The organism is Streptomyces sp. NPDC018947, assembly GCF_044390505.1.
GTDB lineage: Bacteria > Actinomycetota > Actinomycetes > Streptomycetales > Streptomycetaceae > Streptomyces.
Genome location: NZ_JBIRZD010000007.1, coordinates 186,504 through 209,405, shown reverse-complemented (window position 1 = coordinate 209,405; position 22,902 = coordinate 186,504). Strand labels below are relative to the sequence as shown.

Here is a 22,902-nt window from a genome sequence, read left to right as displayed (position 1 = left end):
CTGAACTGGGGCATTGCATTATCTGCAACGCCCGTTGCGTATATCGCTTACGGCTGTCTAACATCTCGGCCAACGCGGGGTCAACGGAGCAGCCGCCCGCGACAGCGCAAGGAGTCCCCACCATCGTGACCGCCAACGGACCCACCAGCACCGCCCCCGGCGTCGTGGACGTCGTCGCGCTCGGCGAGTCCATGGTCACCTTCCTGCCCACCCGCCCGGGCCGCCTGGCCGACGTCCCCTCCTTCGACCGCGCCATCGGCGGCGCCGAGTCCAACGTGGCCTGCGTCCTCGCCGCCGCCGGGCACACCGCGCGCTGGGTGGGCCGGGTCGGCGCCGACGGCTTCGGCGACCACCTGGTCGAGGCGATCGGCGCCTACGGGGTCGACGTCTCCGCCGTCCGCCGCGACGCCGCCCGCCCGACCGGCGTCTACTTCCGCACCGCCCAGGACCGCGCCACCGACGCCCACGAGGTGGCGTACTACCGGGCCGGCTCGGCGGCCAGCGCCATGTCGGCCGAGAACATGGACCTCGACGCCGTCCACGCCGGACGCGTCCTCCACCTGTCCGGCATCACCGCCGCGCTCTCCGACGGCTGCCTGGAACTGATGCGGCTGCTGACCGCCCGCCGCCCCGGCCGGCCCGTGGTCTCCTTCGACGTCAACCACCGCCCGGGCCTGTGGCGCGACCGCGACGGCCTGGGGGTCCTGCTGGAGCTGGCCCGCGGCGCCGACATCGTGTTCGTCGGCGAGGACGAGGCCTGGGGGCTCGGCGGCCCCGAGGCCGTGCGCGCCGCCCTGCCCGAGCCCGACGTGCTCGTCGTCAAGCAGGGCGGGACCGGTGCCACCGCCTTCCACGGCCCCCACGCCGCCTTCGTCCCCGCCCTCACCGTCGACGTCGTCGCCGCCGTCGGCGCGGGCGACGCCTTCGCCGCCGGGTTCCTCTCCGCCACCCTGCGCGGGCTGTCCCTGCGCGCCCGCCTGCGCCACGGCCACCTCATGGCCGCCGCCGCCCTCACCGCCCCCGGCGACCTCGCCGCGCCCCCCGCACGCGACCGCGCCGACCGGCTGGCCGCCCTCGACGACGACGCGTGGGGGAGACTGCGACTCGGCCCCGGCTGGACACAGGCCGACGAAGGGGCCGACGAGGAGGTACGCACACCATGAGCCAGACCGTCGACCGCGCGCTCAGCATCCTGCCGCTGCTCGCCGAGGGACCCGCCGACCTGGGACGGGTCGCCGAGTGTCTCGGCGTCCACAAGTCCACGGCCCTGCGCCTGCTGCGCACCCTCCACGACCACGGCTTCGTCTACCGCCAGTCCGACCAGCGCTACCGCCTCGGCGCCCGGCTCATCGCCCTCGCCCAGGAGGCGATGGAGAACCTGGACGTCCGCGAGATCGCCCACCCCCACCTCGTACGCCTCAACGAGCAGTGCGGACACACCGTCCACCTCGCCGTCCACGAGGAGAACGAGGTCCTCTACATCGACAAGGTCGAGAGCCGCTACCCGGTGCGGATGTACTCCCGCATCGGCAAGCCCGTCGCCATCACCGTCGCGGCGGTCGCCAAGCTGCTGCTCGCCGACCTTCCCGAGCACGAGCGCCGCGCCGTCGCGGAGAAGCTCGACTTCCCCCTCTACACGGCCCGTTCGACACCGAACGCCGACGCCTTCCTCAAGGAACTGGCCACGGTGCGCGAACAGGGCTGGGCCACCGACCTCGGCGGCCACGAGGAGTCCATCAACTGCGTCGCCGCGCCCATCCGGGGCGCCGACGGCCGGGTGGTCGCCGCCATGTCGGTCTCCGCGCCGAACGTCGTCGTCACCGCCGACGAACTCCTCACCCTGCTCCCGCTGGTGCGCCGTACGGCGGACGCCATCAGCGGCGAGTACTCCGGCAGGACCCCCGTGCAGCACCCCGAGCACCACCCCGAGAAGGACACGCGATGACCGACAAGACCGCACTCACCCCCTCCACCCACACCGTCCCGCCGGCCAAGTTCTCGCACGGCGTCAAGAAGGGCAACATCCTCCAAGTCGCCGGCCAGGTCGGCTTCCTGCCCCACGAGGAGGGCAAGGCCCCCACCCCGGCCGGCCCGACCCTGCGCGAGCAGACCCTCCAGACCTTCGCCAACGTCAAGGCGATCCTCGAGGAGGGCGGCGCCTCCTGGGACGACGTGATGATGCTGCGCGTCTACCTCACCGACGTGGACCACTTCGCCGAGATGAACGAGATCTACAACGCGTACTTCGAGGAGCAGGGCCTCACCCAGCCGCCCGCCGCGCGCACGACCGTCTACGTCGGCCTGCCCGCCGGACTCCTCATCGAGATCGACGCGCTGGCCGTCCTCGGCTGACCTTCTCCCCAAGCCTGCCTGCGAACGGCACGGCGCCCACCACCCCCGGGGCGCCGTGCCGCGATCCCCCCTGCCCGAAAGACCCATGTGCTTACGCAGAGGACCCCCGAATGTCCCACCTGTCCCTCCCGCTCGCCGCGTCCGAGACCCCACCGCACACCGGCGGGCTGCTCACGCTGATCGACGGCACGGCGGGCCTGCTGACCGTCGCCGCGGTCGGCATCGCGCTCCTGCTCTTCCTGATCATCAAGGTCCGGCTCCAGCCCTTCGTCGCGCTGCTCGCCGTCTCCATAGCCGTCGGCCTGCTCGCCGGCCTGTCGGTCACCGAACTCTTCGGCACCGTCCAGAGGTCCGACGCCGTCTCCACCATCGAGTCCGGCATGGGCGGCATCCTCGGCCACGTCGCCATCATCATCGGCCTGGGCACCATGCTCGGCGCGATCCTCGAGGTGAGCGGCGGCGCGGAGGTGCTGGCCTCCCGGCTGCTGGGCCTCTTCGGCGAGAAGCGCGCCCCGCTCGCCATGGGCCTGACCGGCCTGATCTTCGGCATCCCGGTCTTCTTCGACGTCGGCATCTTCGTCCTCGCGCCGATCGTCTACGCCGCCGCCAAGCGCTCCGGCAAGTCGATCCTGCTCTACTGCCTGCCCCTGCTCGCCGGCCTGTCCATGACCCACGCCTTCCTGCCGCCGCACCCCGGCCCGGTGGCCGCCGCCGGACTGCTGCACGTGGACCTCGGCTGGGTGATCCTCATGGGCGTCGTCTGCGGCGTTCCGGCAGTCCTCGCCGCCTGGGCCTACTCCGCCTGGGTCGGACGGCGCATCTTCGTCCCCGTGCCGCAGGACATGGTCGAGGCCGCCGAGGAGGCCCGGCAGGCCGTCGTCGACGAACAGCGCAAGGCCGGTGTCGCACCGCGCGAGACGCCGGTGCCGCTCGGTACCGTCCTCGGCATCATCGGCACCCCGCTGGTCCTCATCCTCGCCGCGACCTTCTCCTCCATCGCCATGGACCCGTCCACCGGCCGCTCGGTGATCGAGTTCTTCGGCAACCCCTTCGTGGCCCTGACCATCGCCCTGTTCCTCGCCTACTACCTCCTCGGCATCCGGCGCGGCTGGTCCCGCAAGTCCCTGGAGACCGTCTCCACGTCCTCGCTCAAGCCCGTCGGCAACATCCTGCTGGTGGTCGGCGCGGGCGGTGTCTTCGGCGCCGTCCTCAAGGCCAGCGGCGTCGCCCAGGCCCTCTCGGACACCTTCCACGACGTCGGCCTGCCCGTGATCGTCCTGTCCTACCTGATCTCCCTCGTGCTGAGGGTCGCCCAGGGCTCGGCGACGGTCGCCATCGTGACGACGGCCGGCATCGTGGCGCCGCTGCTCGCCGGGGGCGACCACTCCCAGGCCTTCGTCGCCCTGGTCATCATGGCCATCTCGGCCGGCTCGATCTTCGCCTCGCACGTCAACGACGGCGGCTTCTGGATGGTGGCGAAGTACTTCGGCATCAGCGAACGGGACACCCTCAAGACGTGGACCGTGCTGGAGAGCGTGCTCTCGCTCGGCGGTTTCGCGGTCGCGGCGGTGCTCAGCCTGTTCGTCTAGTCCCGTACGCCCGGGCCCGGTTGGTGAGACCGGGTCCGGGCGCCCCCGTAACGGGGCGATCGGCGGCAGGACGCGGCGGATCGTCCTCCTGGACACGCGTGACGACGTGCCGGGCCGGCGGACGGCGGTGACGTGCGAGAACACGCGGGACCGGCGGGCTGGCTGTTCCCGGCACAGGAATGTCGTCCATACTTCCGCCGTGGAGCAGCGCATAGGTACGAGCAGCAAGCCCCTGGAAGGCGCCGGTTTCGACCCGGCCTTCATCCCCGGGCTCACCGCGCCCGTGTCCGGCGAGCCGGAGGACGCGAAGCCGGGGGAGGTGGAGGAGGAGCCCGCGGCCGGCGAGCCCGCCGACGCCCCGGCCGCCGCGGAGGACTCCGGTGCCGAGGAGCCCGACGACGGCGCGGAGCCGGACGCCGAGGAGGTGCCCGACGGCCCGGTCTTCGAGGCGGCCGACCGCCGCGCCCGCATCGTCGCCGACCACAGGGGCGTACGCCTGGCCCTGGACGACCAGGAGTGCGAGTTCCGCTGGGACGAGATCGGGGCGGTGGAGACGGAGACGGCGCGCTTCGGGAAGCGGTTCACCGTCACGGTGCACACCCCGGACCGGCGCTGGTACCCCATCGAGATCGAGGCGACGTCCCGCGGTCGCTTCAAGGACTGGGAGACGGCCCTGGACGAGGTCCTGGACGCCTACTTCGAGGACGGCGAAGCGGAGCCCGAGGCCGAGTCCGACGCGGAGCCCGAGGCCGAGTCCGACGCGGGGCCCGAGGCGAAGCCCGGCGCGCAGGACGACGACGCCAAGTCCGGCGCGAAGTCCGGCGCGAAGGGCGAGCCGGAGGACGGCGCGGCTGACGGCGCCAAGCCCGGCGCGGACGCCGACGGCGAGGAGCGCAAGGCCGCGGCCGCCGCCGAGTAAGCACATCGCGTGAAGATCCCGGCACGCCCTCTTGCCGCCCCGGCGGCTTTGGGCTTTCTTGACCGGCATGGCGGACACCACGGGCAACACCAGGGACACCGGTGCACCACGCGGAGCCGGAGCCGGGACCGGGGCCGAAGCGGCGCCCCGTAAGTCCAGTTGGCGGTACATCGGCCCCGGCATCGTCGTCGCCGCGACCGGTGTGGGCGCCGGCGACCTCGTGGCCACGCTCATCGCGGGCAGCAACTTCGGCTACACGCTGCTGTGGGCGGCGGTCATCGGCTGCCTGGTGAAGATCTCCCTCGCCGAGGCGTGCGGCCGGTGGCATCTTACCACCGGCCGCACGCTGTTCGACGGCTGGGCGAGCCTCGGCCGCTGGACGACCTGGTTCTTCGCGGTCTACGCCGTGATCTGGGGCTTCGTCTACGGCGCGGCGGCGATGTCGTCCAGCGCCCTGCCGCTCCAGGCCCTGTTCCCGGACGTGATGGACCTCGAATGGTGGGGCGTGGCATGCGGCCTGGCCGGTCTGGTCTTCGTCTGGTTCAACAAGTACGCCGTCTTCGAGAAGGTCATGACGGTCCTGGTCGGCGTCATGTTCGTGGTGACGGTCTACCTGGCGGTCAGGGTCACGCCCCACCTCGGCGACGCCTTCGCCGGCCTGCTCCCCGTCCTGCCCGACGAGAAGGACTCGGTCCTCAACACGCTCGGCCTGATCGGCGGCGTCGGCGGCACCATCACGCTGGCCGCCTACGGCTACTGGGTCAACGCCAAGGGCTGGACGAACACCGGCTGGATGAAGGTCATGCGGCTCGACAACCGGGTCGCCTACGCCACCACCGGCATCTTCGTCATCGCCATGCTGTTCGTCGGCGCCGAGCTGCTGCACTCGGCGAACATCGCCATCGCCGGCGGCGACAAGGGGCTGATCCAGCTCGGTGACGTCCTGGAGGACCAGTACGGCGCCGTCACCGGCAAGCTCTTCCTGATCGGTTTCTTCGCCACCTCCTTCACCTCGCTGATCGGCGTCTGGCACGGCGTCAGCCTGATGTTCGCGGACTTCCTGGCCCGGCAGCGCGGCGAGCGGGAGGCGCGGGCCGACGAACTGGCGTCGGGCCGCCGGGAACGCTCCTGGGCCTTCCGCGCCTACCTGCTCTGGCTGACCTTCCCGCCCATCGTCCTGCTCTTCCAGGGCCAGCCCTTCCGCCTGATCATCATCTACGGCGTGCTGGGCGCCGCGTTCATGCCCTTCCTCGCCCTCACCCTGATCTGGCTCCTCAACTCCGCCCGCACTCCCCGCGAATGGCGCAACGGCGCGCTGAGCAACGGCATGCTCGCCGTCGCCGGACTGCTGTTCCTGGTGCTGTGCGTCAAGCAGATCTGGGACCAGCCGTGGTCGGAGTTCTTCTGACCCCGCCGGGCGGCGGCGTCAGCGCAGTCCCTTCCACTCCGGGCCGAGCGCGATCCGCTCCAACTGCTCCATGGTCAGGACGGGGGCGTCACGGGTGGCGGCCTTGTGCTGGGCACCCGTGTTGAAGGCGCTGACCACGACGCGCAGGCCGTCGGGGCGCATGGTGTCGGCGGTCCACATCACGACCCCGGAGCCGCCCTTCTCGCCGGGTCCCTGGGACGTGGCGAGCAGGGTGCCGTCGGGGCGGGTCCCGGCGTCCGTGTAGAGCTGCCCGGCGACGTCCCGCATGTCGGGCTGCACATTGACCTGGACCAGGCTCGCGCCCTTGCCGTCGTCGAGGACGACATGGGCGTACCCCGTCTCCTGCTGCCCCCGTGAGACCACGTCGACCCCCTCGGGCAGCAGCGAGACGAGCGTCCTGGAGATCGCCGCGCCCGACGCCTCGGGTCTGCGGGGCGATGCCTCGGGCGCCGGCGCCTTTCGCGCGGGGGCCTCGGGAATCGCGTCCACGACGCGGCGCCACACGTCGGCGGTGGCGACCTTCCGCAACTGGTCCGGGGTCAGCGGGGGCTTGTCCCGGGTGATCGGGGCGTCCTTCTCCGCCGGGGAGTTCCACTCGCTCACGGTCACGTGCTGCCCCTCGGGGGTGACCAGTTGCGCCGACCACCACTTGGTGTCCACCCGCCGGTCGGGATACTCGTACCCCTGGAACAGCATGAGCAGCGAGCCGTCGGCGAGGCGGCTGCTGGTGCAGGCGTCGTGGTCGACGAACGTCCGGTCCGGGCAGCGCGTCAGCTCCCGCACCTCCCGGCTGCCCGGCTCCACCCGGCGGAGGCCGACTGCGACGGCCGCCGCTCCCTCGCCGTCGTCGAACACGACCTGTGCGAACGGTGGCAGCCCGGGGCCGACGCCCCGCGCCGCCTCCTTGCTGACCCTGCCCTCCGGCAAAAGTTCCCCGAGCGCCCGGACGAGGTCGTCACCGGAGTAGCGGGCCGCGGGTGCGGGGCTCGCGGCGGTGGCACTCGGCCCGGCCGCCGGGGTCGTCCCCCGTGCCCCGGCAGCGTCGCCGCCGGACGGCAGGAGCAGCGCCCCGCCGACCCCGATCAGGGCGATCCCCGCGGCCCCGCCGAGCACCCCGGTACGCCGCCGCAGCCGGGCCCGGCGCCCGCGCGCCTCACCACCGGCGACCAGCGCGGCCCGGTCGGCGTCGAAGCCGTCGCCGGTGTCGCGCAGGGCTGCGGTGAGCCGGTCCTCGAAGGGATCCCGGTGCTGGTTCTCGGGCATGGCGAACCACCCTTTCCACAAGGTGAGGTGAGAGAAGTGAGGCAGAAGCGGGGCGTCAGGGCCTGGCGTACTCCGCGAGGTCCTCGCCCAGCAGCTCCCGCAGCCGGCCCAGCGCCCGGGAACACCGGGTCCGCACGGCGGCCGAGCTGACGTTGAGCACGTCGGCGGTCTGCTCGACGGAACGGTCCTCCCAGTAGCGCAGGACGACGACGGCCCGGTCCTTGGCGGGCAGCCGGGCGAGCGCGGCCAGCAGGGTCAGCCGCAGCGGCGCGTCCCCGTCCACGGCGCCGGGCAGGTCCGGGAACACGTCCGTCGCCCGTTCGCCACTGCTGCGCCGCCGCTGGTGGGCGAGGAACGCCCGGGTGAGGACGGTCTGCGCGTACGCGGCGGGATTGCCGACCCGGGAGACGCGTGCCCAGCGGACGTACAGCCGGCCGAGGGTCTCCTGGACGAGGTCCTCGGCGAGGTGGGTGTCCCCGGCGGTCAGCAGACACGCGGACCGGTAAAGGTGCCCGGCCCGCGCGCCCGCGAACTCGGCGTACTCGTCCGCCCGCCCCTGCCACATCCGACGTGTCCCCCGTGCTCGTCCGGTACCGCCTTCACCTCATCGATGCGGTGGGGCGGGGAAAATGTTTCACACGACGTACGAGCCCCGTCCGCGCGGCGGCCCCCGCCCACGTCACCGTGGGCGGGGGCCTGACCGGGAGGGAGGCGCGGCGGGGGCTAGGGCAGCGCGTGCACGTGGGCTCCCACCGCGTTGGACCACGCGTTGCCGGCCGTCGCGTCCCAGTTGGTGGACCAGGTCATCGCACCCCGCAGGTCGGGGTAGGTCCTGGACGGCTTGAAGGTGCCGCAGCCGGTGCCCTTGGTGAGGCAGTCGAGGGCGTTGTTCACGACGCTCGGCGAGACGTAGCCGCCGCCCGCGGCGCGGGTGGAGGCGGGCAGGCCCAGACCGACCTGGGACGGGTCGAGACCGCCCTCGAGCTGGATGCAGGCCAGGGCGGTGAGGAAGTCCACCGTGCCCTGGGAGTACACCTTGCCGTCGCAGCCCAGCATGGAACCGCTGTTGTAGTACTGCATGTTGACGACGGTCAGGATGTCCTTCACGTTCAGGGCCGTCCTGAAGTACGCGCCGGACGTCGACTGCATGTCGATGGTCTGCGGCGCCATGGTGAGGACCATGTCCGGGCCGGCCTTCGCCGACAGGGCGCGCAGGGCCTGCGTCATGTAGGTCGCGTTGAGGCCGTTCTCCAGGTCGATGTCGACGCCGTCGAAGCCGTACGTCTGCATCAGGGAGTGCACGCTGTCGGCGAAGTTGGCCGCGGAGGCGGAGTCGTTGACCGTGACGGTGCCCTTCTCGCCGCCGATGGAGATGATGACCTTCTTGCCGGCGGCCTGCTTGGCGCGGACGTCCGCCTTGAACTGGTCGACGGTGTAGCCGTTCAGCCCGGCCGTGTCGAGATTGAAGGTCACGGCGCCCGGCGTCGCCGTGGCGTCCGCGAAGGAGACGGCGATGATGTCGTACTGCGGGGAGACGTCCGAGATCCTCTGGACGGCGGCGCCGTTGTCGAAGTTCTGCCAGTAGCCGGTGACGGCGTGCTTGGGCAGGTCGCCCCCGTTGCCGCCGGCCTCCGTCGTACGGGCGGTCACGGCCGCCGACTTGACGGACTCGCCGGCCGCGTTGGCCGCCGTGACCTGGAAGGAGTACGACGTCGAGGCCGCGAGGCCGGTCACGGTGGCCGAGGTGCCGGTCACGGCCGTCACCTTCGTACCGTCGCGGTAGATGCTGTAGCCGGTGGCACCGGAGACCGCGTTCCAGGCCAGCGAGACGGAGGAGGAGGTCGTACCGGAGACGCTCAGCCCGGCCGGGGCGGCCGGGACCGTCGGTTCGGGCCCCGGGGTGGTGCCGCCGCCGTCCGGGCCGTACACGGACACGTCGTCCACGTGGTAGGCGGACTGCCCGTACCAGCCGTGCGTGTAGACGGTCACGGACGTCGTGGAGGAGCCCGTGGTGAAGCTGGTGGAGAGCTGTTTCCAGGAGGCCGCGTCCGGGGTCCAGGTCGACACGTCGGTCGTCCCGGTGCCGGTCACGCCCAGGTAGGAGTACCCGCCCTGGACCCAGGCGCTCAGCGTGTACGTCGAGCCGGGCTTCACCTTGACCGTCTGGGAGCACCGGGCGTTGTCCTGCCCGCCGGGCGTCGCTCTGAGCGCGGCGCTGCCCGTGTGTGTCGGGGAGGTGACGGCCGTGCCGCTGTTCGCGGAGCAGGTCCAGTTGCTCAGGCCGGCCTCGAAACCGGCGTTGTTCACGTTGTTGACGTCCGCCGCGGACGCCTGGCCGACGGCCGTGACGCCGAGCGCCAGGGCGGCGGCCACGACACCGGCCGCGGAACGCGCCCGCATCCGTCGTCGTCCGCGCCGTCTGTGTACGGGCTCCACTGGGGCCTCCGGTGGGGGAGTGGGGAGAGGAACGGGGAGTACACGGTGGCCACCGCTGACGTACAAGGTGGTCCAGACCATTTGAGGTGTCAAGAGTCAGGTACGGACCAACTCGCCCTCCCCCACCGGTCATGGTGCGGGGTGCCCGCCCCGGTAGTGCCTGCGGCGCCGACCCTCCTGGCAGGGGAAGCGAGGTGCGGATTGCTCGACCTGCCCCGGTTTGCCGCCTCTTGTGCACCGTAAGTTCCACTTGAGGTACAGAAACGCTGTTCTCCGGTCACAGACGGGTGGTTACAGTGCTCACGTAGTCACGCAGTGAAGTCGTCCGGGTTGGGTCGGGGTGAGGCCGGCCGGCCCAGGGGCATGGGGAGACGGGGAGCCGCGCGTGCCAACTGCGATCGCCGTGACCAGTGCCGACATGGCACTGGCGCCGCAGGACGAGCGGACGATGCCCGCGGTCGTGCTGAGGGACGTCGACCGGCGTCCGCTGGAGGAGGTGCTCGGGGAGACGCAGGCGCTGATCGAGCAGCACGGGCACCTGGTCGTCGTGTGCCCGCAGGGCGTCCTGCCGGGCGTGGAGCAGCGGCTGCACACCGTCCGGTCCCTGCTGGAGACCGACCGCGTCGCCCTGTTCCGGCCGCCCCTGCCCCCGCTCGGGGTCGCCGTCCTGGCCCGCCAGTTACGCCAGCTCGCCTCCTGCGACCTCAGCCCCGGCGTCCTCGCCTCCGCGGGCCGCCTGCTCACCCACTACATCCACGCCGGCGCCCTGCTCGGCTCCGTCGCCCGCCTCGACCACGTCCCCGTGGGCCTCAAGTCGCACGCCAAGTCATGGGTGCCCGGCAGCCAGTTCGGCGTCGTCGCCCATCCCGGGCCGCAGTTGGTGAAGGTCGGCCCGGACGCCACCCTCACCGGGCCCGAGTTCGGGACCTGGCTGCTCGTCGCCGAGGGTCAGCTCGCCTCCGACTGGGTCACCGGCACCCTCGGCCCGTCCTGGAAGGTGCAGGGCGTGCGCGAGACCGCCCTCCCGGAGCAGTCCCCCGGCTGGTGGGGGACGGCCCGGATGACCGAGTTCTGTGCCTATCTGCCGGACCTGTCGGTCCTCTACCAGCTCGTCACCTCGGTGCGGCAGAGTCCCTGCCACTGGTGCGGCATCGACGTCATCGGCGACCGCTGCGTGTTCTGCTCCGTGGCACCACCCACCCACGACGGCCGCCCCGGCTCCGGCCCGCCCGGCCCCCGCCGCGGACCCGCGCACCGCCGTGAACTCCCGAGGGGCAGACGCGCGCTGACGGGGTAGGTCCGTCCCGTGCAGGTCCCCCCGCCATCCGATCCGGCTCGACCGATTCCCCCAACGAGGTTGCAGGGCACATGAACTCCCGTCAGCGCCGCGGCATCATCCTGCTGATCCTGTCGGTCCTGTGCGCCCTCGGCGCCTTCGCCGGCGTGCTGTCCGTCGTCGACGACGTGAAGTCCAAGGTCGGGCCCGAGGTCACCGCGTACCAGGTCAAGGACGACGTCGCGCCCTACACCTCCCTCAGCGCCGACCAGTTCGAGAAGATCGAGATGCCCGAGCGCTGGCTGTCGGAGAACGCGGTCACCGACCTCTCCCGGATCCGCGGCAAGATCGCCGTCACCACGCTCAAGCGGGGCTCCCTGCTCCAGAGCGACATGATCGTCGACCAGCCCGCCCTCCGGCCCGGGCAGCAGGAGGTCGCCATCATGATCGACGCGGCGACCGGTGTCGCCGGCAAGATCACGCCGGGCTCCACCGTGAACGTGTACGCCACCTTCGAGGGGGAGCGGGAGGGCACCCCCTCCCAGTCCAAGATCATCATCACCGGCGCCAGGGTCATCGACGTCGGCGAACTCACCTCGCTCCAGCCCGGCGAGAAGAGCGGCGACCGCCGGCCGGTCGAAGCGGTCCCCATCACCTTCGCCCTGTCCACCATCGACGCCCAGCGCATCACCTACGCCGAGTCGTTCGCCCAGCGGGTGAGGCTCGCGCTCGTGGCGCCGGGCGGCGACACCACGGTCCCGGACAAGGACCGTACGTACGAACTCGCGAAGGACAAGTGAGAGGCCCGCATGCCCACGAGGATCCTCCCGGCAGTCGGCGACGCGGACGCCGTACGGTCCATCACGACCCTGCTCGGCCAGCTCCCGGACGCGGAACCGGTCGCCCCGGTGACCGACTCCACCCAGCTCGTCGACACCCTCGCCCGGCTGGCCGCCGAGTCGGTCGACGAGCTGCCCGAGGTCGTCGTGGTGCACGAGCGGATCGGCCCCGTCCCCGCCCTGGAGCTGATCCGCGAGGTCGCCCTGCGCTTCCCGGCCGTCGGCGTCATCCTCGTCACCTCCGACGCGAGCCCGGGCCTCTTCCAGGCCGCCATGGACCACGGCGCCCGCGGCCTGGTCGCCCTCCCGCTCGGCTACGAGGAACTGTCCAGCCGCGTCCAGGCGGTGGCCCAGTGGTCGGCGGGCGTGCGCCGGCACCTCGGCGGCGGCGGCGACGTGTTCACCGGCGCCGGCGGCACCGTCGTCACGGTCAGCGGCGCCAAGGGCGGCGTCGGCGCGACCCTGACCGCCGTCCAGCTCGCGCTCGCCGCCCAGGCGTCGGGCCGCGCCACCGCCCTGGTCGACCTGGACCTCCAGACCGGTGACATCGCCTCCTACCTGGACGTCCAGTTCCGCCGCTCCGTGGTCGACCTGGCCGCCATCAACGACATCTCCCCGCGCGTCCTCGCCGACGCCGTCTTCCGCCACGACACCGGCCTCGCCCTCCTCCTCGCCCCCGGCGAGGGCGAACGCGGCGAGGAGGTCACCGACCGCGCCGCCCGCCAGATCGTCAGCGCCCTGCGCTCCCGCTACGAGGTCGTCGTCATCGACTGCGGCGCCCAGCTCGGCGGGGCCGGCGCCGCGGCCGTCGAGATGGCCGACAGAGCGCTCCTGGTCACCACCCCCGACGTGGTCGCCGTCCGGGGCGTCAAACGGGCCGTGCGCATGTGGGACCGGCTCCAGATCCGCAAGGCCGAGGAGACGACCGTCGTCGTCAACCGGCACACACGCGGTACGGAGATCCAGCCCCCGCTGATCCGCCGGATCACCGGCACCGCGATCGCCGCCACCACCGTCCCCGCGGGCTTCAAGGAACTGCAGGGCGCCGTGGACTCCGGGCGCCTCCACGAACTCGACGGCAAGAGCACCGTGAAGCAGGCCCTGTGGGGCCTCGCCGGCGAACTGGGCCTGGTCCGGGCCGCCGAGGCCGACCGCAGGGGCGGCCGGCTCCGCAGCGACCGGGGCTCGGTGAGCTTCCGGCGCCGGAAGGACGGTGGGGGATGAGGACGCACGGCTTACCCGCCCGGCTCGCCCGGCCCGGAGAGCGCGACCGCGGCCAGGTCACGATCGAGTTCCTCGGCATGACCCCCGTCATCGTCGTCACCCTCGTCGTGCTGTGGCAGCTCGTCCTCGTGGGATACACGTTCACCCTCGCGGGTAATGCTGCGGACGAGGCGGTACGGGCGGCGACGGCCACCGGTCCGGGGGCGCGGCAGGGCGCCTGCCAGGAGGCCGGCCGGGACAAGCTGCCCGGGGCGTGGGAGGGGGGTGCCGGCGTGGAGTGCGGCACCGCGAACGGGTACGTCACGGCCGACGTGCGGCTCGAGGTCCCCATCCTCTTCCCGGGCACCGTCGGCTTCCCCTTCACCGTGCACGGACACGCGGGGGCCGTCGAGGAGGAGGACGACTGAGATGCCGCACTCCGTCCGGAGGGAACGGGCCCGCGACAGCGGCCAGGTGGCCCTCGAGTACCTCGGGTTCCTCCCCGTCCTGATCATCGTCGCCATGGCCGCCGTGCAGCTCGGCCTCGTCGCCTACACCGCCCAGCAGGCCGGCACCGCGGCCCGCGCCGGCGCCCGGGGGGCCTCGCTCCAGCAGAGCGCCCAGGAGGCCTGCACCACGGCGGTCAGCGACTGGCTGGCCGACGGCACCGACTGCCCGCCCTCGTACGGCGGCGACGAGGTGACCGTCACCGCGACCGTCGCCATCCCGTCCGTCGTGCCCGGCTGGGACTTCGGCGACGCGACCAGGACGGCGACCATGCCGCTCGACCACCGAGCGGACGAGTGACCGCGTGAACGAGGAGCAAGGAGCACCGGACGCATGAGCCTGCGCGCACGCATCCACGCACCCGAGGAGCACGGCAGCCGGGGCGAGGACGGACACCTCGTCGCCTCCTACCGCGCCAAGCTCCTGGAGGAAATCGACCTCGCGGAGATGAGTTCGCTCGCCACGGCCGAGCGCAGGGCCCGCCTCGAGCGGGTCCTCGGGCACATCATCAGCCGCGAGGGCCCGGTCCTGTCGACCGTCGAACGCTCCCAGCTCATCCGCCGGGTCGTGGACGAGGCCCTCGGCCTCGGCATCCTCGAACCCCTGCTGGAGGACGCCTCGATCACGGAGATCATGGTCAACGGACCCGACGCGATCTTCGTCGAGCGCGGCGGCCGCGTCGAGCAGCTCCCGCTCCGCTTCGCCTCGAACGACCAGCTGATGCAGACCATCGAACGCATCGTCTCCACCGTCAACCGCCGGGTGGACGAGTCCAACCCGATGGTCGACGCCCGCCTGCCCTCCGGCGAGCGCGTCAACGTGATCATCCCGCCGCTCTCCCTGACCGGCGCCACGCTCACCATCCGCCGCTTCCCCCGCTCCTTCACCCTCCACGAACTGATCGGCCTCGGCTCGCTCGACGAGCACATGCTGTACCTGCTGGCCGGCCTGGTGCAGGCCCGCTTCAACATCATCGTCTCGGGCGCCACCGGCACCGGGAAGACGACCCTCCTCAACGCCCTGTCCGGCCTGATCCCCGAGACCGAACGCATCATCACCATCGAGGACTCGGCCGAACTCCAGCTCCAGCAGGCCCACGTCATCCGCCTGGAGTCCCGCCCGCCCAACGTGGAGGGCAAGGGCCGCATCACCATCCGCGACCTGGTCCGCAACTCGCTGCGCATGCGCCCCGACCGCATCGTCGTCGGCGAGGTCCGCGGCGGCGAGTCCCTCGACATGCTCCAGGCCATGTCCACCGGCCACGACGGCTCGCTCGCCACCGTCCACGCCAACAGCGCCGAGGACGCCCTGATGCGCCTGCAGACCCTCGCCTCCATGTCGGACGTGGAGATCCCCTTCGTGGCGCTGCACGACCAGATCAACAGCTCCGTCGACGTCATCGTCCAGCTCACCCGGTTCGCCGACGGCGCCCGCCGGATCACCGAGATCGCCCTGCTCGACAGCCACGGCGGCGAGCCCTACCGCCTGGCCACCGTCGCCCGCTTCCGGGCACGGCCGATGACCGCCGACGGCCTGATCCACGGCGCCTTCGAGTACCACCCCCTCCCGCGCCGCGCCGCGGACCGCCTCCACATGGCCAACCAGCCCGTTCCGCAGGCCTTCGGCGTGGCCCGCACCGCAGAACAGCTCGCCACCCGAGAAGCCAGGTAGGACCGCCCGATGGAACTGCACACGCTCGTCACGCTCACCACCGGCGTCACGCTGCTGACCTGCGTCCTCGCCGTCATCGGCGTGCACTCCTACGCCACCGGCAAGGCTCGGCGCGACGCCCTGGTCGAACGCCTCTCCGCCACCGGACAGCTCGCGCCCCCCGGCCGCCGCCGCCACTTCCGGGCCCTGGACCGCCGCCTGCGCCGCACCCGGGCCGGCAGGAAACTGGAACTGCGCCTGGCCGCCACCGGCCTGGACGTCACCCCCGGCGAGTTCTTCGCCGCCATGCTCGCCGCGGTCGCGGGCCTGTGGCTGGTCGGACAGGCCGCCCTCGCCCCGTTCTTCGGCCCCATCGCCGGGCTGCTGGGCATCTGGGCGGCGGTGCAGTTCCTCAACTGGCAGCGCCAGAAGCGCATCGAGAAGTTCATCAACCAGCTCCCCGAACTCGCCCGCATCCTCGCCAACGCCACCCAGGCCGGTCTCGCCCTGCGCACCGCCATCGGCATGGCCGCCGAGGAGCTGGAAGCACCGGCGGGCGAGGAACTGGACAAGGTCGCCGACCAGTTGGCGCTCGGCTCCTCGATGGACGACGCCCTCGGCGAACTCGCCGAACGCCTCCCCTCCCGGGAGCTGGTCGTCCTCGTCACCACCCTCGTCCTGTCCAACCGGGCGGGCGGCCAGGTGGTCGGCGCGCTGCGCAACCTGACGGAGACCCTGGAGGAACGCAAGGAGACCCGGCGCGAGGTCCGCACCCAACTGGCCCAGGTCAGCATGACGTCGTACGCCGTTCCCGTCCTCGGTGTCGGCTCGTTGTTCCTGATGAACGGGGTGAAGGACGGCGCCCTCGAACGCATGACGGGCTCACCCGTCGGACAGGGCGCGGTCGTCGTCGCCTTCGGCCTCTACGCCGTCGGCTTCGTCCTCATCCGCCGCCTGTCCCGCATCGACGTCTGAAGCACCGGAAACGACGGAGGAAGGAGGAGCCATGGGACTGCTGCTCGCACTGGTCATGGGCCTGAGCGTCTGGGGCGTCTTCGCCGGCATCCGCATGTACCGCGCCGACGCCAAACTCCCCGGCGACCTCGCCCTCGCCCTGGAGGTCGGCGCCACCCGCACCGGCGCCGTCGACTCCCTGATCGACCGCATGGGCATGCGCTACGCCCCCGCCGTGCTGCGCCTGATGGGCCCGGCGCTGGTCGCCAAGTACCGCCGCCGCATCGACCTGGCGGGCAACCCGGGCGGCCTGACCATCGACCGCTACGCCGCCCGCCGCGCCGTCTACGGCTTCCTCGGCGCCGTCGGCTTCCTGGTCTTCCTGCTGCGCGGACAGTTCGTGGTCGCGCTGCTGCTGCTGGCCTTCGGGGCGTTCTGGACGGAGGTCGGCATCTGGTCGGCGATCCGCATCCGCAGGGACGTCATCGAGCGGACCCTGCCGGACTTCCTCGACGTGCTGGCGGTCGTGGTCAGCGCCGGCCTCGGCTTCCGCCAGGCCCTGGACCGCGTCGCGATGCGCTACGAGGGTCCCTGGGCCGACGAACTGCGCATCACCCTGCGCCAGATGGACCTCGGCATGAGCCGCCGCCAGGCCTTCGCGGAACTGCGGCGGCGCAACGACTCCGAACAGGTGGCGATGTTCGTGACGGCACTCCAGCAGGGCGAGGAACTGGGCGCGCCCATCGTCGACACCCTGGTCTCCCTGGCCAAGGACATGCGCCGCACGGACGCCCAGAACGCCCGCCGCAAGGCCGCGCGGGCGGTGCCCAAGGCCACGATGATGATCACGACGTTCATGGTCCCGGCCACGATGATCCTGCTCGGCGCCGGCCTGATCCTGGGCTCCGGCACCGACTTCGGAACGATCACGGGGGAGTAGGACGGGATGCCGGTCACGGGGCTGGGGAAGGGGGCGGACGTACACCGAGAAAGTGCGACTGCACACGAAGCGATGTCGCCAAGTTCCGCTGCAATGAAGCCGTATTGGGCTTCTCTCACGCAATACCTTTCGCACGTGCAATCTGCTGTGGCACAGTCGTTGTCCGGTACTCCCGACAGGTCGAGGTTCGCATGACCAGACCCCGCCGGCACCAGCCGCGCCGAGGCCACCGCGAGGCGGCCGGGTCCACGACGCCCTCGACGGACCGACCCGCAGCACCCGACGTCCACCCTGAAGGGAATCACCATGAACAACTGGCTCCGCACCAAGGCCGCCCGCCTGCACACCCACGACGACCGCGGACAGACGGCGGTGGAGTACCTGGGCATCATCGCGGTGGTGGTGGCGATCGTGCTGGCGATCACGGGGACGGATATCGGTCAGTCAATCTACGACGCCATCACGTCGAAAATCGCCGAGGTCACGGGTGGCTGACGGGTCATACGCAGGACGATGCGGGGCAGGCCTTTCCCATCTACATCACTGTGGTGGGTGGGCTGCTCCTTCTCGCGCTCGCTTATTTCGCGGTCGGTCAGGCCGCAGCGACCAGAAGTGAGGCACAGACAGCCGCGGACGCCGCCGCGCTCGCAGCGGCTCTGGAGACGCGGGACCGGCTCGCGGACGCGTGGCTGGCGAACGTCGAGGAACCGGATGCGTGGCAGGACATCTTCGAGGGAAGGGCGCTGGTTACGAGCGCGTGCTGGCGCGCGCACGAGTTAGCGGCACGCAATGACGCGAGCGTGCAATGCCAACCGGACGGACCCCTGGGCTACACGGTCGTAGCAGAGACCAACGACACCGTCGGAGACACGATCGTGCCGGGTACGGAGAACCAGAAGGCCACGGAGTCAGCAACCGCCGTCATCGAAGCCCGCTGCTTGTTCAAGCCACCCGCCGAGGACGTCGACGAGGACGTGCTGCCCACGTTGTCCTGCAAGGGCGAGGACTGGGACCTGGACCCGGAAGATCTCTCGGACCTGCCGAAACCCGTGGATCTCTTCGACGTCCATCTGGCCGACTGACAAGCGAACGACGAGGAACAAGGAAGCGGAGTCATGAGCATTCGGTTCACGACCAAGGCCCGCAGGGGGATGGCCGCGTTGACCGTTGCGGCCGGACTGACTTTGGGATCGGTAAGTTGCAGTGACGGCGGCGGCGACGACAAGCCGGAAGCCTCGTCCTCTGTTTCCAAGGGCAGTGGGTCCGACACGAGCCCGCAGGACGGACAGGACGAGCAGCCGCTGGCTGAACTCAAGGGGGCAGGAGGCTTGTTCCTTCGAATCACCTCTGCTCAGCGGGACTCTGGTGGTTTCGTCACGGTCAACGGCGACTTGAAGAACGACGGTGCCAAGGGGGCTGTCGTCCCCGCATCACTGAGCGGCAACGAGACCGAGATCGTCAGAAACGGCAGGTCTCTCGGCGGCGCAACCTTGGTCGACTCCAAGACCAAAAAGCGTTACTACGTGCTGCGCGACACAGAAGGTCGACCACTGACGACCACAGGATTCTCCACGATCAAGGCGGGGGAGAGCGTTTCGGTCTTCATGCAATTCCCGGCTCCGCCAGCCGATTCCACCGAAGTCACCTTCCAACTGCCCACCTTCCCCACAGCCACCCTCACCATCTCCGGCTGAGGCCCCCATGACACACACCCGCCTCACGCTGACCCTCACCGCGGCCACCCTCCTGCTCGCCACGAACCTCTGTGCCGCCGCCCACGCGGACGACGACCCGCCCGTGCCCCCGGGCAGGGAAGCCTCCGCGTCCGCCCCCGTCGAAGTGGACGCCAACGACCCGGACCTGAAGCTCCCGGACGGGGCCACGCTCGCGCAGGCCAAGGTGCTGGACATCAAGTCGGTCGTCGAAGACCAGAGCGGTGACGAACGCCGGGAGGACACCAACACCGACGTCACCTTCGCGCTCCAGGCCGAAGTGCTGTTCGGCAAGGACAGCGCCGAACTCGGCGGCGAGGCGAAGGCCCGTGTCGCGGGGATCGCCGAGGAGATCAGGAAGCAGAACGCCGGAAAGATCCGCGTCTTCGGCTTCACGGACAACCTGGGCTCCTCCACCCACGGCGACGTCCTGTCGAAGCGGCGCGCCAACGCCGTACAGGAACTCCTCGCCCAGACCCTCAACGACTCCGGCATCACCTACGAGGTCCGCGGATACGGCGAGCAGTACCCCATCGCCGACAACTCGACGGAGGCGGGCCGCAAGAAGAACCGCCGGGTCGAGGTCTCCTTCCCGCGCACCTCGTGAGGGAGACGGAACCAGCGGCCGGCGCCGCGCTCACGGCGCCGGCGGCGCACCGCTAACCCTCCACCACCTCCACCCGCACCCCCTTCCGCACGCCCCACTCCGCCATCGCCCCCGCCCCGGCCTCCAGCACATGCCGGGCACGGAGCCGGGGCAGCCCGAGCCGCCCCGGCCGCATCGTGCGCACGGCGACGACGGTCAGCCGCCGGTCCAGATAGGCCACGTCGATCGGGAACCGCATCCGGAAGGTGTGCACGCTGCCGGCGGGCGACAGCAGCAGCGCCCCCTGCACGGAGTCCCGTCCCAAGAGCCCGCGTGTACGGGCCCGCCAGGACGCCGCGATCTCCAGTGGCACCGCGACCGCCCCGCCCTCCACGACCAACCGCCCCCGCCCGTCCCGCCACCGCCGCCGACCCATAGCCGCTCCCCTTCCGCGCGTGCCGCACCCCGAACCTAACCCCGCCCGGCGAAATGCCGTTGTCCCCGTCCCGGGCCGGGGGTAGGAAGGTCACCATGACCACACTCGGCGCCGTGTTCCGTCCCCAGCTCGCCCCCGAACGCCTGCGCGCGGTGTCCCGTGTCGCGGAGGAGGCTGGGCTGGAGGAGCTGTGGCTGTGGGAGGACTGCTTCCTGGAGGGAGGCGTCTCCACGGCGGCCGCGGCCCTCGCGTGGACCGAGCGGCTCCGCGTCGGGATCGGGCTGCTGCCCGTGCCGTTGCGGAACGTGGCCGTCACCGCCATGGAGGCCGCCTCGCTGCACCGGATGTTCCCCGGCCGCGCGATCGTCGGCGTCGGGCACGGCGTACAGGACTGGATGGGCCAGGTCGGGGCACGTGCCGAGTCGCCGGTCACCCTGCTGCGCGAGTACCTGCTCGCCCTGCGCGCCCTGCTGGCCGGGGAGCGGGTGACGACCGAGGGACGCTACGTCCGCCTCGACGACGTCGCCCTCGACTGGCCGCCCGCCCGGCGCGCGGAGGTGCTCGCCGGGGTCACCGGGCCCCGTTCGCTGCGGATCGCCGGGGAGGCGGCGGACGGGACGATCCTCACCATGACCAACTCTCCCGACGCGGTGCGGCGCGCGTGCCGGATCATCGAGGAGGGGCGGGCGGCGGCCGGGCGCACGGATCCGCACAAGGTGGTCGTCTACCTCCTCGCCGCGACCGGCCCGGACGCCGCCGAACGGGTGCGGGCCGAGCTGCGCGCCGAGGGCGTCGCCGACGTAACGGACCTGGGAGCCGCCGGCGACGCGGAGGCCGTCGCCAAGGCCGTCCGGCGCCTGGCCGAGGCCGGCGCCGACACGGTCGTCCTCCAGCCGACGGCGGACGAACCCGACCCGGAGGGCTTCGTCCGCTTCACCGCCGAGCAGGTCCGCCCCCTGCTGGACTGACCCACCGGCACGGCGCACCGGCCGTGCGCCGTCTGCCCGACAGCAACGCACCCTCCACATCCCCACCGATCGGACCCGGCCCATGGCACCCCCCACCTCCCGCTGCTTCGACGACCTCGTGGCGGAGGGAGCCGCCGCCCCCACCGAAGGGTGGGACTTCTCCTGGTTCGAGGGGCGGGCCACCGAGGCCCGGCCCTCCTGGGGGTACGCCCGGTCCCTGGCCGGACGGCTGGCCGAGGCCGCCGCCGTACTGGACGTGCAGACCGGCGGCGGGGAGGTCCTGGACATCGCCCTCGCGGCCGCCGCACCCCACCGGCCCGGGCTCGCCGTCGCGACCGAGGGATGGGCGCCGAACGTCGCCAAGGCCACCGAACTGCTCCGGCCGCGCGGCGTCCCCGTGGTCGCCTCGCCCGACGAGGCGCCGTTCCCCTTCGCCGACGGGGCCTTCGACCTGGTCGTCAGCCGGCACCCCGTGCGGCCGCACTGGGCGGAGATCGCCCGCGTGCTGATGCCCGGCGGCACGTACTTCGCCCAGCACGTCGGCCCCGGCAGCGTCTTCGAGCTCGTCGAGTACTTCCTCGGCCCCCAGCCCGAGGAGATCCGCACCGCCCGCCACCCCGACCGCGAGCGGGCGGACGCGCGGGCCGCCGGTCTCGACGTCGTCGACCTGCGGGCGGAGCGGCTGCGCATGGAGTTCCAGGACATCGGCGCGGTCGTGCACTTCCTGCGCAAGGTCGTGTGGATGGTCCCCGGGTTCACCGTGGAGGAGTACCGGCCCCGCCTGCGCGACCTCCACGAACGCATCGAGTCGGAGGGCCCCTTCGTCGCCCACAGCACCCGCCACCTCGTCGTGGCCCGCAAACCGCGTCCCTAGGCTCCGGGGCGGCCCGCCCGAGCCCGGGGGCGGGGAACGGGTGAGCCGCGCGAGGAGACGGCCGGAAACATCCTCGGCGTGATCTTCCGGGCACAAGCGGCATACCTGTGCGAATATCGGCGCCCCCGGAGGGAGCGTCCCGAATCGCCCCGCGATCCTCAGGGGGTTTCCACATCGTTATCCGTGGTCGCCCCGCACGGGTCGAAACCGCGGGTGGAGATCACGTAAATTCGAAGCAGGTAATTCGCGTGAGCAAAGCTGCGCGTGCGGCACCGCGCAGTGGAGGGGGCTGCGCGGTGCCGGGTCAAGCGGGCGTTCGCCCGCGGTGTCACCCGGTGGGGGGACAGGCGACACGCCGCCGCACCCCGGCCGGGCCCGCCCCGGCCCGTCCCGGGACTTCCGGATCGTCCCTTCCGTCACCCGTTTCCCTGTGAATTCCCTGTGCGTCTGCCGCGTTCTGGCCATGATTCAGGGCGGAATGGGCGGTTCCATGGGCATCCGGGCGTCATCGTGTGAATTCGGAGAGTAGTTGCGGGCCGCCGATGCACCCAGCATCACTTACGAAGGGTTATGGTGGAAACCCCCCCTCGGGCCGGTCCGTCTCCCCCCCACGGACCGGCCCGTTTTTTCTTGCCCCACTCATCCCGGGCGCCGCGCCGCGGCACACGGGGGACGCCCGTAACGAGGAGTTCACCGGTGCGCCCCCCGGCGCCGTTGCATGGCGGCGCTCCTGAGAGGGCATAAGCCAAGCAGGTCGACGCCCGAACCACGGGCATCGGATCCTCAGCGGACGGCACGGAGCCGTCCGCCCGGGAGGCCCTTTGCACCAGCCCCACCGTGCGGTCACGGCGCGGAAGAAGCGGCGAAGGGCCGGTTCGCGGCCCGCGCCCGTGCATGGCGGCCGGCGACCGGCCGGCCCGCTCCCGCTCTCCCGGCCCAGCGTCCACTCCGTCGCTCCCCGACCTCTTC

General features: G+C 71.8%; 24 protein-coding genes. 20 read left to right on the top strand and 4 right to left on the bottom strand.

The window, feature by feature from the left end:
- The first annotated feature begins 125 nt into the window (after positions 1-125).
- The 6 genes from ACH499_RS15935 (at position 126) to ACH499_RS15910 (ending at position 6,268) form a co-directional block, all read left to right on the top strand.
- A complete protein-coding gene (locus ACH499_RS15935; protein WP_399016278.1) occupies positions 126-1,163 on the top strand; it encodes a sugar kinase in 1,038 nt (345 codons plus the stop codon).
- Positions 1,160-1,945, top strand: coding sequence for an IclR family transcriptional regulator (locus tag ACH499_RS15930; protein ID WP_399016276.1), 786 nt, complete (start codon positions 1,160-1,162; stop codon positions 1,943-1,945). Before ACH499_RS15935 ends, ACH499_RS15930 begins: the two co-directional genes overlap by 4 nt.
- Positions 1,942-2,352 (top strand): RidA family protein, encoded by a 411-nt coding sequence (locus ACH499_RS15925; RefSeq protein WP_399016274.1) that lies wholly within the window; start codon positions 1,942-1,944, stop codon positions 2,350-2,352. Before ACH499_RS15930 ends, ACH499_RS15925 begins: the two co-directional genes overlap by 4 nt.
- A 110-nt stretch (positions 2,353-2,462) precedes the next feature.
- On the top strand, positions 2,463-3,941 hold the full coding sequence (locus ACH499_RS15920; RefSeq protein ID WP_399016272.1) for a GntP family permease: 1,479 nt from the start codon (positions 2,463-2,465) through the stop codon (positions 3,939-3,941).
- Positions 3,942-4,140: 199 nt separating this feature from the next.
- Positions 4,141-4,860, top strand: a complete 720-nt coding sequence (locus ACH499_RS15915; protein WP_399016270.1) for a hypothetical protein — start codon at positions 4,141-4,143, stop codon at positions 4,858-4,860.
- Between the two features lie 67 nt (positions 4,861-4,927).
- The gene (locus ACH499_RS15910) at positions 4,928-6,268 is read left to right on the top strand and encodes an Nramp family divalent metal transporter (RefSeq protein WP_399016269.1); all 1,341 of its coding nucleotides are present in this window, start codon (positions 4,928-4,930) and stop codon (positions 6,266-6,268) included.
- A gap of 18 nt (positions 6,269-6,286) precedes the next feature.
- On the opposite strand, the gene ACH499_RS15905 is transcribed toward ACH499_RS15910, so the two are convergent.
- From ACH499_RS15905 to ACH499_RS15895, 3 genes are all read right to left on the bottom strand, one after another.
- Positions 6,287-7,552 carry a hypothetical protein gene (locus ACH499_RS15905; RefSeq protein ID WP_399016266.1) on the bottom strand — a complete coding sequence of 422 codons (1,266 nt, stop codon included), beginning with the start codon at positions 7,550-7,552 and terminating at the stop codon, positions 6,287-6,289.
- A 55-nt stretch (positions 7,553-7,607) separates the two neighbouring features.
- Complete coding sequence (locus ACH499_RS15900) at positions 7,608-8,117, bottom strand: SigE family RNA polymerase sigma factor (RefSeq protein ID WP_356199815.1); 510 nt, start codon at positions 8,115-8,117, stop codon at positions 7,608-7,610.
- Between the two features lie 158 nt (positions 8,118-8,275).
- A complete protein-coding gene (locus tag ACH499_RS15895; protein WP_399016263.1) occupies positions 8,276-9,952 on the bottom strand; it encodes a chitinase in 1,677 nt (558 codons plus the stop codon).
- A 454-nt stretch (positions 9,953-10,406) separates the two neighbouring features.
- Between ACH499_RS15895 and ACH499_RS15890 the strand changes: the two genes are divergently transcribed.
- The 12 genes from ACH499_RS15890 (at position 10,407) to ACH499_RS15835 (ending at position 19,676) form a co-directional block, all read left to right on the top strand.
- Positions 10,407-11,285, top strand: a complete 879-nt coding sequence (locus ACH499_RS15890) for a hypothetical protein (RefSeq protein WP_399016430.1) — start codon at positions 10,407-10,409, stop codon at positions 11,283-11,285.
- Between the two features lie 71 nt (positions 11,286-11,356).
- Positions 11,357-12,064, top strand: coding sequence for a Flp pilus assembly protein CpaB (gene cpaB / locus ACH499_RS15885; RefSeq protein WP_399016261.1), 708 nt, complete (start codon positions 11,357-11,359; stop codon positions 12,062-12,064).
- 9 nt (positions 12,065-12,073) lie between these two features.
- Positions 12,074-13,327 carry a CpaE family protein gene (locus tag ACH499_RS15880; RefSeq protein WP_399016258.1) on the top strand — a complete coding sequence of 418 codons (1,254 nt, stop codon included), beginning with the start codon at positions 12,074-12,076 and terminating at the stop codon, positions 13,325-13,327.
- Positions 13,324-13,734, top strand: a complete 411-nt coding sequence (locus ACH499_RS15875) for a pilus assembly protein (RefSeq protein WP_356199809.1) — start codon at positions 13,324-13,326, stop codon at positions 13,732-13,734. The genes ACH499_RS15880 and ACH499_RS15875 overlap by 4 nt, the downstream gene beginning before the upstream one ends.
- 1 nt (position 13,735) lies before the next feature.
- A complete protein-coding gene (locus tag ACH499_RS15870; protein WP_399016255.1) occupies positions 13,736-14,113 on the top strand; it encodes a TadE/TadG family type IV pilus assembly protein in 378 nt (125 codons plus the stop codon).
- Between the two features lie 33 nt (positions 14,114-14,146).
- Positions 14,147-15,484 carry a CpaF family protein gene (locus ACH499_RS15865; protein ID WP_356199807.1) on the top strand — a complete coding sequence of 446 codons (1,338 nt, stop codon included), beginning with the start codon at positions 14,147-14,149 and terminating at the stop codon, positions 15,482-15,484.
- Between the two features lie 9 nt (positions 15,485-15,493).
- Positions 15,494-16,438, top strand: coding sequence for a type II secretion system F family protein (locus ACH499_RS15860; protein WP_399016253.1), 945 nt, complete (start codon positions 15,494-15,496; stop codon positions 16,436-16,438).
- Positions 16,439-16,469: 31 nt separating this feature from the next.
- Positions 16,470-17,357 carry a DUF5936 domain-containing protein gene (locus tag ACH499_RS15855; RefSeq protein ID WP_399016251.1) on the top strand — a complete coding sequence of 296 codons (888 nt, stop codon included), beginning with the start codon at positions 16,470-16,472 and terminating at the stop codon, positions 17,355-17,357.
- Between the two features lie 306 nt (positions 17,358-17,663).
- Positions 17,664-17,852, top strand: a complete 189-nt coding sequence (locus ACH499_RS15850; protein WP_399016248.1) for a Flp family type IVb pilin — start codon at positions 17,664-17,666, stop codon at positions 17,850-17,852.
- The gene (locus ACH499_RS15845; RefSeq protein ID WP_399016428.1) at positions 17,849-18,439 is read left to right on the top strand and encodes a pilus assembly protein TadG-related protein; all 591 of its coding nucleotides are present in this window, start codon (positions 17,849-17,851) and stop codon (positions 18,437-18,439) included. Before ACH499_RS15850 ends, ACH499_RS15845 begins: the two co-directional genes overlap by 4 nt.
- 33 nt (positions 18,440-18,472) lie before the next feature.
- Positions 18,473-19,051, top strand: coding sequence for a hypothetical protein (locus ACH499_RS15840; RefSeq protein ID WP_399016245.1), 579 nt, complete (start codon positions 18,473-18,475; stop codon positions 19,049-19,051).
- A gap of 7 nt (positions 19,052-19,058) precedes the next feature.
- Positions 19,059-19,676, top strand: a complete 618-nt coding sequence (locus ACH499_RS15835) for an OmpA family protein (RefSeq protein ID WP_356199796.1) — start codon at positions 19,059-19,061, stop codon at positions 19,674-19,676.
- A gap of 52 nt (positions 19,677-19,728) precedes the next feature.
- On the opposite strand, the gene ACH499_RS15830 is transcribed toward ACH499_RS15835, so the two are convergent.
- Positions 19,729-20,091: a DUF192 domain-containing protein gene (locus ACH499_RS15830; RefSeq protein WP_399016243.1), complete on the bottom strand. Its 363-nt coding sequence runs from the start codon at positions 20,089-20,091 to the stop codon at positions 19,729-19,731.
- Positions 20,092-20,186: 95 nt separating this feature from the next.
- Between ACH499_RS15830 and ACH499_RS15825 the strand changes: the two genes are divergently transcribed.
- Both ACH499_RS15825 and ACH499_RS15820 read left to right on the top strand, forming a co-directional pair.
- Positions 20,187-21,059 (top strand): LLM class flavin-dependent oxidoreductase, encoded by an 873-nt coding sequence (locus ACH499_RS15825; protein WP_399016240.1) that lies wholly within the window; start codon positions 20,187-20,189, stop codon positions 21,057-21,059.
- 82 nt (positions 21,060-21,141) lie between these two features.
- Entirely contained in the window at positions 21,142-21,933 is a 792-nt protein-coding gene (locus tag ACH499_RS15820; protein WP_399016238.1) for a methyltransferase domain-containing protein, read from the top strand.
- Positions 21,934-22,902 lie beyond the last annotated feature (969 nt).

Bases quoted from the DNA above. Each gene is read 5' to 3' on its own strand.
- ACH499_RS15840 (WP_399016245.1), top strand. From the start codon at position 18,473: ATGAGCATTCGGTTCACGACCAAGGCCCGCAGGGGGATGGCCGCGTTG.
- ACH499_RS15820 (WP_399016238.1), top strand. From the start codon at position 21,142: ATGGCACCCCCCACCTCCCGCTGCTTCGACGACCTCGTGGCGGAGGGA.
- ACH499_RS15920 (WP_399016272.1), top strand. From the start codon at position 2,463: ATGTCCCACCTGTCCCTCCCGCTCGCCGCGTCCGAGACCCCACCGCAC.
- ACH499_RS15930 (WP_399016276.1), top strand. From the start codon at position 1,160: ATGAGCCAGACCGTCGACCGCGCGCTCAGCATCCTGCCGCTGCTCGCC.
- ACH499_RS15890 (WP_399016430.1), top strand. From the start codon at position 10,407: ATGGCACTGGCGCCGCAGGACGAGCGGACGATGCCCGCGGTCGTGCTG.
- ACH499_RS15835 (WP_356199796.1), top strand. From the start codon at position 19,059: ATGACACACACCCGCCTCACGCTGACCCTCACCGCGGCCACCCTCCTG.
- ACH499_RS15905 (WP_399016266.1), bottom strand. From the start codon at position 7,552: ATGCCCGAGAACCAGCACCGGGATCCCTTCGAGGACCGGCTCACCGCA.
- ACH499_RS15850 (WP_399016248.1), top strand. From the start codon at position 17,664: ATGAACAACTGGCTCCGCACCAAGGCCGCCCGCCTGCACACCCACGAC.
- ACH499_RS15900 (WP_356199815.1), bottom strand. From the start codon at position 8,117: ATGTGGCAGGGGCGGGCGGACGAGTACGCCGAGTTCGCGGGCGCGCGG.
- ACH499_RS15925 (WP_399016274.1), top strand. From the start codon at position 1,942: ATGACCGACAAGACCGCACTCACCCCCTCCACCCACACCGTCCCGCCG.
- ACH499_RS15895 (WP_399016263.1), bottom strand. From the start codon at position 9,952: ATGCGGGCGCGTTCCGCGGCCGGTGTCGTGGCCGCCGCCCTGGCGCTC.
- ACH499_RS15865 (WP_356199807.1), top strand. From the start codon at position 14,147: ATGAGCCTGCGCGCACGCATCCACGCACCCGAGGAGCACGGCAGCCGG.
- ACH499_RS15860 (WP_399016253.1), top strand. From the start codon at position 15,494: ATGGAACTGCACACGCTCGTCACGCTCACCACCGGCGTCACGCTGCTG.
- ACH499_RS15875 (WP_356199809.1), top strand. From the start codon at position 13,324: ATGAGGACGCACGGCTTACCCGCCCGGCTCGCCCGGCCCGGAGAGCGC.
- ACH499_RS15880 (WP_399016258.1), top strand. From the start codon at position 12,074: ATGCCCACGAGGATCCTCCCGGCAGTCGGCGACGCGGACGCCGTACGG.
- ACH499_RS15910 (WP_399016269.1), top strand. From the start codon at position 4,928: ATGGCGGACACCACGGGCAACACCAGGGACACCGGTGCACCACGCGGA.
- cpaB (WP_399016261.1), top strand. From the start codon at position 11,357: ATGAACTCCCGTCAGCGCCGCGGCATCATCCTGCTGATCCTGTCGGTC.
- ACH499_RS15830 (WP_399016243.1), bottom strand. From the start codon at position 20,091: ATGGGTCGGCGGCGGTGGCGGGACGGGCGGGGGCGGTTGGTCGTGGAG.
- ACH499_RS15855 (WP_399016251.1), top strand. From the start codon at position 16,470: ATGGGACTGCTGCTCGCACTGGTCATGGGCCTGAGCGTCTGGGGCGTC.
- ACH499_RS15870 (WP_399016255.1), top strand. From the start codon at position 13,736: ATGCCGCACTCCGTCCGGAGGGAACGGGCCCGCGACAGCGGCCAGGTG.
- ACH499_RS15825 (WP_399016240.1), top strand. From the start codon at position 20,187: ATGACCACACTCGGCGCCGTGTTCCGTCCCCAGCTCGCCCCCGAACGC.